The sequence below is a fragment of the Anaerovirgula multivorans genome (assembly GCF_900188145.1).
Lineage (GTDB): Bacteria > Bacillota > Clostridia > Peptostreptococcales > Natronincolaceae > Anaerovirgula > Anaerovirgula multivorans.
Genome location: NZ_FZOJ01000032.1, coordinates 42,726 through 54,661 on the forward strand (window position 1 = coordinate 42,726; position 11,936 = coordinate 54,661).

At 34.8% G+C, this 11,936-nt stretch carries 9 protein-coding genes; all 9 read left to right on the forward strand.

Going from position 1 to position 11,936, the window contains the following annotated elements; genetic code table 11:
* The first annotated feature begins 3 nt into the window (after positions 1-3).
* The gene (gene acsD, locus CHB72_RS20940; protein WP_089284833.1) at positions 4-948 is read left to right on the forward strand and encodes an acetyl-CoA decarbonylase/synthase complex subunit delta; all 945 of its coding nucleotides are present in this window, start codon (positions 4-6) and stop codon (positions 946-948) included.
* Between the two features lie 71 nt (positions 949-1,019).
* The gene (gene acsC / locus CHB72_RS20945) at positions 1,020-2,390 is read left to right on the forward strand and encodes an acetyl-CoA decarbonylase/synthase complex subunit gamma (protein ID WP_089284834.1); all 1,371 of its coding nucleotides are present in this window, start codon (positions 1,020-1,022) and stop codon (positions 2,388-2,390) included.
* An 84-nt stretch (positions 2,391-2,474) separates the two neighbouring features.
* Entirely contained in the window at positions 2,475-3,260 is a 786-nt protein-coding gene (gene acsE, locus CHB72_RS20950) for a carbon monoxide dehydrogenase/acetyl-CoA synthase methytransferase subunit (protein WP_089284835.1), read from the forward strand.
* Positions 3,261-3,285: 25 nt separating this feature from the next.
* The gene (gene acsB / locus CHB72_RS20955; protein WP_089284836.1) at positions 3,286-5,412 is read left to right on the forward strand and encodes an acetyl-CoA decarbonylase/synthase complex subunit alpha/beta; all 2,127 of its coding nucleotides are present in this window, start codon (positions 3,286-3,288) and stop codon (positions 5,410-5,412) included.
* A gap of 77 nt (positions 5,413-5,489) precedes the next feature.
* A complete protein-coding gene (gene gcvH, locus CHB72_RS20960) occupies positions 5,490-5,861 on the forward strand; it encodes a glycine cleavage system protein GcvH (RefSeq protein ID WP_089284837.1) in 372 nt (123 codons plus the stop codon).
* A 299-nt stretch (positions 5,862-6,160) separates the two neighbouring features.
* Positions 6,161-8,107, forward strand: a complete 1,947-nt coding sequence (gene acsV, locus CHB72_RS20965; RefSeq protein ID WP_089284838.1) for a corrinoid activation/regeneration protein AcsV — start codon at positions 6,161-6,163, stop codon at positions 8,105-8,107.
* 134 nt (positions 8,108-8,241) lie between these two features.
* On the forward strand, positions 8,242-9,963 hold the full coding sequence (locus CHB72_RS20970; protein ID WP_089284839.1) for a [Fe-Fe] hydrogenase large subunit C-terminal domain-containing protein: 1,722 nt from the start codon (positions 8,242-8,244) through the stop codon (positions 9,961-9,963).
* Positions 9,964-11,145 (forward strand): SpoIIE family protein phosphatase, encoded by a 1,182-nt coding sequence (locus CHB72_RS20975; protein WP_089284840.1) that lies wholly within the window; start codon positions 9,964-9,966, stop codon positions 11,143-11,145.
* A gap of 10 nt (positions 11,146-11,155) precedes the next feature.
* Positions 11,156-11,833, forward strand: a complete 678-nt coding sequence (locus tag CHB72_RS20980) for a DUF3786 domain-containing protein (RefSeq protein ID WP_089284841.1) — start codon at positions 11,156-11,158, stop codon at positions 11,831-11,833.
* The last annotated feature ends 103 nt before the right edge of the window (positions 11,834-11,936 follow it).

The window sequence follows — 11,936 nt, forward strand, 5'->3', positions numbered from 1 at the left end:
GAAGTGGCATTTAAAATGTCAGTGCAGGATTATAAAGGTAAAATCAATGAAGTAGAAATAGGTAAGGGCGATAAAGCTTTTAAAATCGGTGGGCAAGCCACGATGGCTTTTTATGACTTTGATGGAGAAACAGGCAATTCGCCTAAGGTTGGAATGGAAATCCTAGATGTTTTTCCTGAGGAATGGATAACTTCCCTTAAGGATTTATACAAGGATGTTGCACATAGTCCTGTTGAGTGGGCAAAATTTGTAGAAAAAGAATTAGGGCCAGACTTTATTTGTTTAAGATTTTTAGGGGCAGACCCAAATGGATTAGATAAGTCACCAGAGGAATGTGGAGAGATAGCAAAGGCTGTAGTGGAAGCAATTCATCTTCCATTAGTTATCGCAGGAACAGGAAACCATGATAAAGATGCTAAACTATTTGAAAAGGTTGCAGCAGCTGTAGAAGGACATAATTGTCTTTTCTTAGCAGCTACAGAAGACAACTATAAGACAATAGGTGCGGCTGCTGGTTTAGCTTATGGACATAAAGTTGGAGCTGAGTCTTCTGTTGATATTAATCTTGCAAAACAGCTAAATGTACTTATGGGTCAATTAGGTGTTAAATATGAAGATATTGCTATGAACATTGGATGTTCAGCTGTAGGATATGGTTTTGAATATTTAATTTCTACTGTAGATAGAATCCGATTAGCTGCGCTTGGACAAAATGATAAAACTTTACAAATGCCTATCATGACACCAGTATCTTTTGAAACTTGGAATGTAAAGGAAACTGTTGCTGAGGAAGAGGACGCGCCAGAGTGGGGAGATAAAGAAGAGCGAGGCATTGCTATGGAGGTATCCACTGCTGCCAGTATTATTGCAGTAGGCTCAGATGCAGTAATCGTACGTCATCCGAAAAGCTTAGCAACGATCAAAAACTTTACTGAAGCGATTGCATAACAACTTATCTAACTAACTCTAAGCAATGAATAATAAAGTAATTAAACGATTTTCTAAGGGGGAAAGTGAAAATGGCTTTAACAGGATTAGATATATTTAAGTTAACTCCAAAAAAGAACTGTAAGGACTGCGGATTTCCAACATGTTTAGCTTTTTCTATGAAGGTTGCTGCAGGAGCTATGGAAATAGAAAAATGTCCACATATGAGTGAAGCAGCTTTAGAAAAACTATCCGAAGCGACAGCACCACTGATGAAGACGATAAAAATTGGTAAAGGCGACAATGAATATGCTCTTGGCGGTGAAACTGTCCTTTTCCGTCATGAAAAAACCTTTGTAAATAGAAATAGATTTGCAGTTATTTTCTCAGATTCTATGGGAGAGGAAGTAATAGCTTCAAAACTAGAAAACATTAGAAAGGTAAACTATATACGAATTGGCGAAAAAATGCAGGTTGAAATTGCTGCATTAAAATGTACTGGAAATAAAGAAGCTTATCTAAACTTGATTAAAAGGGTTAAAGAAAGTGGTGTAGCATTAACTTATATGCTAATTTGTGAAGATGCTGCCATACTTAAAGATGCATTAGAATTAGTAAAAGAAGATCATCCTATTGTTTATGGTGCTACAAAAGATAACTATGAGGCAATGGTTAGCATAGTAAAGGGCACTAAGCTTCCACTAGGTTTAAAAGCTGGAAATTTACAAGAATTATATGAGCTAGTAGAAAAAGTACAGGATTTAGAGTATAAAGAATTGTTGTTAGCAGTAGAAGGTGCTTCGATCAAAGAGACGTTTAAAAATGTAGTGCAGATGCGCAGGACAGCATTAAAAGAACAAGATAGAAAATTTGGTTATCCATCAGTGGTATTTGTAAACGAACTGTCAGGGAATGACAAGTTTATGGAGATTGCTTTAGCATCACTATTTACATTGAAATATGGATCAATAGTAGTATTAGAAGATATTGATTTTGCAAAAGCATTACCTTTGTTTGCATTAAGACAAAATGTTTATACAGATCCACAAAGACCAATGAGGGTAGAACCTGATGTTTATGGAGTTAATGGTGCCGATGACAATGCACCTGTGTTAGTAACAGTTGACTTTGCATTAACTTATTTCATCGTAGCAGGAGAGGTCGAACGTTCTAAAGCACCTGTATGGTTAGCTATACCAGATGCTGGTGGATATTCTGTACTTACTGCTTGGGCTGCAGGAAAATTTGGGGGTTCTAGCATTACAAAGTTTATTAAAGAAAGCGGCATAGCAGATAAAACAAAGTCTAGAAAATTAATTATTCCAGGATTAGTCGCTGTTCTTAAGGGAGAAATTGAGGATGAGCTACCAGGCTGGGAAATTATTGTTGGACCAGAAGAGGCAATGCATCTTCCTAAGTTTTTAAAGGAACTACAAATAAGCACTGCAGCTGTCAATGCATAAATCTCTTTTGGGTGCTACCAGTATATAAACTAAGGAAAGGCTTGAGCCTTTCCTTAAAATAAAAAGAAAATGGGGGTAATTTACATGGAAAAATTCCTAGTGATCGGAGAAAGAATTCATTGTATTTCGCCAGTGATTAGACAGGCGTTAGCAGAGAAAAATCCAGAGCCAATTTTAAAGAGAGCAAAAGAACAAATTGAAGCTGGAGCTGATTATGTAGATGTAAATATAGGGCCAGCTGAAAAAAATGGAGAAGAATTAATGACATGGGCTGTTCAGTTGATTCAATCAGAATTTGACAATGTGCCTTTAGCATTAGATACTGTAAACAGAAAAGCAATCGAAGCGGGATTAAAGGTTTACAATAATGAAAAGGGTAAGGCAATTATTAACTCTGCTGATGCAGGTCCTAGAATTGATTTATTCGATTTAGCTGCACAATATGATGCGAAAATCATAGGTTTATGTGCTAAAGAAGGAATACCAAGAGATTGCGAAGAACGTATAGCTTATTGTACAGAAATGCTTGAAAAAGCTATGGAAGTTGGTATGGATCCTTCTGATATACTATTTGATCCACTTTTCTTAGTAGTAAAGGGGATGCAGGAGAAACAATCTGAAGTATTAGAAGCTATTAGACAAATTACTGAAATGGGATTAAAAACAACTGGAGGATTAAGCAATATCTCTAATGGGGCGCCAAAGCATGTAAGACCAATTATGGATGCAGTATTTGCTGCAATGGCGATACAATGTGGACTTTCTTCAGCGATCATTAATCCTTGTGATAAGGAATTAATGGATACCATTAAAACCTGTGATGTAATCAAAAACAATATATTATATGCTGACTCTTACTTAGATTTATAAAAATAATAAAAGGGGGTAATGATGTATGAATTTATTTGAAATCATTTATACTGGATCCAACCAAGCTTTAGCAGCGGCTGAAGGTTTGTTGAAGCAGGCAATTGACCAAAAAGGAAAAGCTCATAAAGTAGCTTTCCCTGAAACAGCCTATTCTCTACCTGTTATTTATGCAGCAACAGGCTTAAAAATGAACTCACTAGGAGACTTAGAAGGCGCTATTGGGGTAGTGAAAAGTTTAATTACTGAAGAACCTCGATTAGAGCCAGCTTTAAATGCAGGCCTTGCTACAGCAGTGTCAGCAGAGATCATTGAAGCCATCAAATATGCTTTAAATGATACACCCTATGAAGCGCCTTGTGCAGGACATATTAGCGATGCAACGATTCGTTCACTAGGTGTACCCCTTGTAACTGGCGATATACCTGGAGTAGCTGTTGTTTTGGGAGAATGTCCTGATAGTGAAACTGCTGCTAAGGTTATCAAAGATTATCAATCTAAAGGATTACTTACCTTCTTAGTTGGAAAAGTCATTGATCAAGCCATAGAAGCAAATGTAAAGATGGGCTTAGAGCTAAGGGTTATACCACTAGGTTATGATGTTACTTCAGTAATTCATGTTGTATCTGTTGCGATTAGAGCCAGTCTTATTTTTGGTGGCGTTGAGCCTGGTAAATTAGCTGAACATATGGAATACACCAAAAACAGAGTTCCAGCTTTCGTTAATGCTTTTGGACCATTAAGTGAATTAGTAGTTTCTGCAGGAGCAGGTGCTATTGCTCTTGGATTCCCTGTTATTACGGATCAAGATGTACTAGAAGTTCCTACCCTATTATTAACACAAAAAGATTATGATAAAGTTACAGCTACTTCATTAGAGGCAAGGGGTATTAAAATTAAAGTAACTGAAATTCCTATTCCAGTAAGCTTTGCTGCTGCCTTTGAAGGTGAAAGAGTTAGAAAAGATGATCTAAGCGTAGAATTTGGAGGGTCTAAAACTGAGTGTTGGGAATTGGTTAGAAGCAGAGAATTAAGTGAGATAGAAGATCATAAGATTGAGATTATAGGTCCTGATATAGATGAAGTTGAAGGAGCACCTAAAAGACTTCCGATGACAATTTTAGTGGAGGTTGCTGGAAAGAATATGCAGGAGGATTTTGAACCTGTTCTTGAAAGACGTATCCACTACTTTATGAACTATACAGAAGGGGTTATGCATGTAGGACAAAGAGATACTACTTGGATTAGAATTAATCATGATACCTATAATAGTGGCTTTAGATTAAAACATTTTGGTGAGGTTTTATATGCAAAAATGAGGGATGAATTCGACTCGGTTGTAGACAAATGCCAAGTTACTATTATAACTGATCCAGAAAAAGTAGCTGCTATGAAACAAACAGAAGCATATCCTAAATATAATGCTAGAGATGAAAGACTTGCATCTTTAACAGATGAAAGTGTAGATACTTTCTATTCATGTCTATTATGTCAATCTTTTGCACCAGCCCATGTTTGTATCGTAACACCTGAAAGATTAGGACTTTGCGGTGCCGTGAGTTGGTTAGATGCAAAAGCAACAAAAGAACTTGATCCTGCTGGACCTTGTCAACCAGTTGCTAAAGAAGGTGTAGAAGATGAGGTGAAGGGTATTTGGAGTGCTGTTAATGAGCATGTAGCCGAAAAATCTCAAGGCGCTGTAGATAGAATAACTCTTTACAGCTTAATGGAAGATCCGATGACTTCCTGTGGCTGCTTCGAATGTATTGCAGGAATTATGCCAGAGGCTAATGGTATTGTTATAGTAAATAGAGAACATGCTGCAACAACACCTGTTGGCATGACCTTTGGAGAATTGGCTTCAATGACTGGAGGAGGAGTACAAACACCAGGATTCATGGGTCATGGTAGATTCTTTATTTCCTCTAAAAAGTTTATCTCCGCTGAGGGTGGTCTAGCAAGAATCGTATGGATGCCGAAGGAATTAAAGGATTATGTACAAGATAAATTGAATCAAACAGCTAAAGAAATGTACAATATTGACAATTTCACAGACATGATTTGTGATGAAACCATTGCAATTGAATCTGAAGAAGTATTAAACTTTTTAACAGAAAAAGGCCATCCAGCGCTAACGATGGAACCATTAATGTAATATATTCATCATTAAGCATACTCCTACTTTTTTAGTGGGAGTATGTTATCAAATCAAAAGGAATGGGGGAGAAAAAGATGTATCCAGAAAATTTAAAATATCATAAAGAACATACTTGGGTAAAAATTGAAGGCAATATTGCTACTATTGGGATAAGCAACTATGCTCAGGAACAATTAGGTGAAGTTTTATTTGTAGAAATGCCCGAGGTAGGGGATAAAATAGAACTAGGTGAGGAATTTGGTGTAGTGGAATCTTCTAAGGTTGCATCGGATTTAATAGCTCCTATTTCAGGAGAAGTGCTGGAAATTAACGAAAAGTTAGATGATGAACCTGAATTTGTTAACGAAGCGCCTTATGATGCATGGATTGTAAAGGTTAAAATAACTGATACTGATGAAGTGCAAAATCTATTAAACACTTCGGCTTACCAAGAATTGTTGGGATAATTGGGGTAAAAATATATATTTTAAAATTTTTGTCTGCAAGATAGGACTCCAAGTACCAACGATATTATTTATTGAAAGGTAGAGTTTTATCTTGCAGAAATATTATAGATATACGTCTTTAGAATTAAATTTTAATATACACGGTCTACGGTTTCACCCTTGGCTAAAAAAGCATAGCTAAGGACTGCAAATGTAGCCCTTAGTATATTGAAATTTAGGGCGTATATCTATAGAATAATAGTTCTATAAGAAGATGGGTTCACACCTTATCCTGGCAAATAATATGGAGGGATATCTAAATGATTAACGTTAAATTTCTACCAGCAGCGATTGAAATAAAAGCAGAAAAAGGAGAAAACTTGCTGGAGGTTGCCAGAAGAGGAAATGTATTTATAGATGCACCCTGTAATGGGACTGCAGCCTGTGGTAAATGCAAAGTGAAGGTTATAGAAGGTAATGTAGATACTAATGGTAGCCATCATATAAAAGAAGTAGAAATGAAGGAAGGGTATGTTTTAGCATGTGACACCAAGGTAATAGAAGATATAATCATAGAGACCTCTGCTAATCAATCTGATTATTTGGTAGGAATGAAAATTGAGGATTTATCTGGGCCAAAAGATCAGGCAATTTTTGAAAGAGCAAGAGCCCAAGTATTAAACAATGGTATGCGGTTTTGTTCCTATATTAAAAAGGATTATATAGAAATAGATATACCAACATTGAATGATAATATTTCTGACTGGGATAGAATAAAGAGACATCTTAGAAATAACTTAGGCTATAGCAAGGTTTTCTGTAGATTACCAATGTTAAGAAGAATACCATCTATATTAAGAGAAAGTGGATTCAAAGTAACGATTACACATATACCAAGAGGTGATAGCAGAACCACTATTGTAAATATGGAAATAGGCGATACAACTAACCGACTTTATGGTGTAGCTTTAGATATTGGAACTACCTCTGTAGCAGCTTTTCTTGTTGACCTTTATGGCGGTAAACTTTTAGCAAAGGCTTCAGCTGGTAATGCGCAAATGAAATATGGTGGAGATGTTATCCATAGAATCATGTATTCAACGAAAAAAAATGGATTAGAAAAACTTACTTATGCTGTAATCCACGAAACGATTAATCCTTTGTTAAGAAAGATGTATTCTGATGCGGGGATAGATAAAAATGAAGTAACTGCCTTTGTTGCAGCAGGAAATACTACGATGTGTCACTTGTTACTTGGGGTTTATCCTGATAATTTGAGGCTAGAGCCATATATTCCTGCTTTTTCAAGAGCACCCTTTATTAAAGCCTCTGAATTAGAGTTAGAAGCAAATCCTGAAACCTTTTTATATATTTTACCATCCATAGCAAGCTATGTAGGAGGAGATATTACAGCTGGGGTGTTGGCTTCAGGCATCTGGACTTCTGAAGAAAATGTGATCTTTATTGATTTAGGCACAAATGGTGAAATTGTATTTGGCAATAAAGACTATTTGGTGACTTGCGCTTGTTCAGCTGGACCAGCCTTTGAAGGCGGAGAAATAAGCTCTGGAATGAGGGCTGCTGGAGGCGCTATAGAAAGAGTAGAGATTGATAAAAATAGTTTTCAACCTAAGATAAAAATAATAAATAATGAAGAGCCTAAAGGAATATGTGGCTCTGGGATCATAGATCTTATTGCAGAAATGTTAAAAGCGGGTATAATAGATAGAAAAGGAAAAATCAATAGGAATCTTCCTTCCAATAGAATAAGGTTTGATGAGTATAATATAGGAGAGTATGTGTTGGCTTTTAAAGATGATTGGGATATTCATGAAGATATAACCATTACAGAGATTGATATTGATAACTTTATTAAAGCAAAGGGAGCGGTTTATTCTGGAGTGTCCACCCTAATAAACAGTTTAGGCATGGATCTAAGCATCATAGACAAAGTTTATATAGCGGGAGGAATTGGGAATAGCTTATCTATAGATAGAGCGATTGAAATTGGTTTGTTTCCAGATATAGAAAAAGAAAAGTTCATGTATATAGGAAATAGTTCTTTAATGGGTTGTTACCTTACTCTAATGAGTGAAGATGCTAGAAGAAAAATGGAAGAGGTAGCAGGTCAAATGACCTATATAGAATTAAGTACCTATCCAAGTTATATGGATGAGTTTATATCAGCTTGCTTTTTACCTCATACTGATATAGAGCGCTTTCCAACAGTTGAAAAAAAATTACAGCATCAGGATGGAAGCAATTAAGCTATTTTAAAAATTAAAAATGACGATTAAAGATTTCTTGAAAGCTATGGAATTGCTTGAAAGAAGTCTTTTTAAATATTTATAATTATGATAACATAAATATATCTATAATGGTTAAAGAAGGAGAATAAGTTATGGAAAATAATTATGCCTTAACCCTATCAGATAATGGCTGTAAGAATTGTTATAAATGCATAAGAAACTGCCCTGTAAAAGCAATATACTTTAACAAAAACCTTACGGAGATCTCATCTACTAGATGTATTGCTTGTGGAAAATGCTTCAATATATGTCCTCAAAAAAATAAAAATATGCCTAATGGTTTAACAAGAATAAGTGATTTTATTGATAATAATAGAAAAATGATAGCTTCCATTGATCCTACCTTCGTTGCCTATTTTGGAGATAATTACAAAAAACTACTGACTGCCCTAAGGCTATTAGGATTTCACTACATAGGAGAAACAGCAGTGGCAATAGACGCATTAAATCAACATTACGAGAAGATATATCTAAATGATAGCAAGAAGCATTATATTACTTCTGCATGTCCTACAGCGAACCTTTTGATACAGAAGTACTATCCAGAGTTGAATGAGTATATGATACCTATACTTTCCCCTATGATGGTGCATGGTAAACTTTTGAAAGAAAAGTATGGTAACGAAAGTAAAGTAGTTTTTATTGGACCTTGTATAGCAGCAAAAATAGAATGCAGTGATTCTCTGTTAGATGATATGCCATTGATCGATGGCGTTTTAAGCTTTCAAGAAGTAGAGGATTGGATAAAGACAAAAAATATTGCTATCAATGAATTAGAAGATGGTTTTTTTGATGAGGAAGGTTCAAAAGATGCTAAAGCATTTCCTTTAGAAGGTTTTCCAATAACTCAAGAAAAGCTGCCCTCTGATAAAAACATGATTAAAGTTTCAGGGTTAGAAAATGTTAAAGAAATCTTGCATAGTTTAATGAAAGATGAAGTAGATCCATCTTACATTGAAATGAATTATTGTTTAAATGGATGTATTAATGGTCCTGTTTTCCATAATTTTAAAAAAAGTCTTTATTCTAGAAAAAAATTAGTTCAGCAATATAAAGAAATTTCAGGAAAAATTGACAAAATAGAATCTACTCATTCTACAACTGAATTTGATAGAGAATTTGTAAATAAAAAAGTAGAAAATGCTAAGCCTAATATAGCAGAGTTAAGAAAAATTTTGAAAGAAATGGGAAAGTTCAAAACAAGTGATGAATTAAACTGTGGCACCTGTGGTTACGATACTTGTCGAGACAAAGCTATAGCAGTTTACAATCATATGGATAAAACAGAAATGTGTTTGCCCTATATAAGAAATAAAAGTGAAACAATTTCTAGTTTAATATTTGAGCATTCTCCCAACCATATTTTTCTTGTAAATAGAGATTTAAAGATAATAAGCATTAATCCAGCTGCAGTAGGTCATTTATATTTAGATAAACAATTTGATGGAGATCTACACTTATCTACAATTTTAGATTTTAGTGATTATATGAAGGTTTTTGAGACGAAGAAAAGTATTTGTGGAAAGATCGTAAGACTAGAGGAGCAAAATTTAACTGTAATACAAAATTTACTATATATAGAAGAACAGGATACTGTGTTAGCAATACTAAATGATATAACAAAAGAAGAACAAAAGGAAATGGAATTGATGGAGGTTAAAAAGAATACAGCCGATATGCTTCAAAAAGTGATTACAAAGCAAATGATGGTTGTCCAAGAGATATGCAGTGTTCTTGGAGAAACAACAGCAGAAACAAAAGTCGCACTAACAAAATTCCTCGATGTTACTTTAGAAAAGTCAGGTGATCGTTAAATGCGTTATTTTATAGAAGTAGGTCATGATCAATTAAATAAGAAAGATGAAGAATTATGTGGCGATCAAGTAGAGATTGTGAGAATGGATAACGGGGTCATCGCTGTTATGTCAGACGGGCTAGGAAGTGGGATAAAAGCAAATATTCTAGCTACACTTACAGCAAAAATAGCGGCTACCATGCTAAAAAATGGTGCTAGTTTGTCAGATGTATTAGATACAATAGCGAATACCTTGCCTATATGTAAAGTGCGAAATATTGCTTATTCAACATTCACTATTATATATGCACAGTATAATGGTGATGTCTATATTGCAGAATATGATAACCCCACAGTTTTCTATTACAGAAAAAAACAAAAGAGAATTATAAAAATGATAGGGAATGAATCTATCATAAACGATAAAAAAATAATAGAAATGCAATGTCGGCTAGAAGATGGAGACTGTATTATTGCAGCTTCAGATGGAGTAATTCATGCGGGAGTAGGAGAAATATTAAATTATGGATGGGAATGGAACCATGTAGCTAAATATTTAGAGGGTACCTGCACTAACAACCAAAATAATGCTATGATGATTTCAAAATCCTTAATGACTACTTGTAATGATTTATACAATGGACAGCCTTCAGATGATGCTACAGCACTAGTCATTAAGATGAAATTACCACAAATCATCAATGTATTCACAGGCCCTCCGCTTCTTAGAGAAAAAGACAAATTGATGGTAAAGAAATTCACTAGTAGTCCTGGGAAAAGAATTATCTGTGGTGGAACGGCTGCTAATATTGTATCTAGAGAGCTTCAAAGAGAATTAACAATTGATGTAAGTACAATAACCGAAGGGATACCGCCTACTTCTATTATGCAAGGCTTTGCACTAATAACCGAAGGTGCTATAACCATGAAACACGCGTTAAGCTATTTAAAGGATTATTTGAACCAACCATTATCTAGAGAAAGCATCAATCAATTGAAGAAAAGAAATGGTGCAAGTATGTTGGCAAACAAACTACTTAATGAAGGAACTCATATTAACTTTTTTCTTGGACATTCCTTGAACTCAGCTCATAAAAAGGCTGATACTGCATATAAACTAGGAACAAAATTTAGAGTAGTGGGGGAAATAATTAATACCTTAAGAAAACTTGGGAAAATTGTAAATATCTATTATTATTAGGGGGGGTAAGATGAATTTACAAGCAGTAAGAGAAGACCGTCAAGGAAAGGTTCCCTTTGAGTTTATTAGAAGTACTTATAAAGAATGTGAACCTTTAAAAATGGCAGAGCTTTCAGGAGTTACATATGATAAAAAAAGTCAAGTTTTTGTTGTAACATTTATGAGTAAGGAATATATTGTGAGCTATCCTGAAGGGAGGGTTTTTCTAAAAAGTGAAAACATAGAAGTTGAGGCTTACGCTATAAAAACCATTTTTTTACGTTATCTTGTTAATGCAAAAGGGATTCCGCCAACTGGTAAAAGCATCACCTATAAAGAGATTCCCGGTGGGCATGTTTATTACAGCAATTTCTATAACAGAACCATACTAAAGTTAGCAAAAATCTACGGAAATAATATAGAAGATTTTCGTAGAGCTGCGGAGAAAGTAAGGGGTGTGAAAACGAAGATAGGTGATGCAGCATATAAAATACAGTTTTTAAACAATGTTTATTTAACCTTCATTATTTGGCAAGGGGATGAAGAACTCCCTTCTTCTGCAAATATCTTGTTTGACTTAAATACTACTTACTATTTTGATGCTGAAGATTTGGCAGTTGTAGGAGAAATTGCAATTGCTGTATTAAAAGGACATGGTGATTTACCTTTATGGAAGGGTTTATACCAGAGGAAATCTACTTCTTTGTAACAAATAAAAGGGGATATCGGGAAATTGAAAATTTCAGTTGAAATCCTCAAAAAATAATCAAGCCTATCGAATTTAGAGTTTATAATAACTCTAGACCTCGATA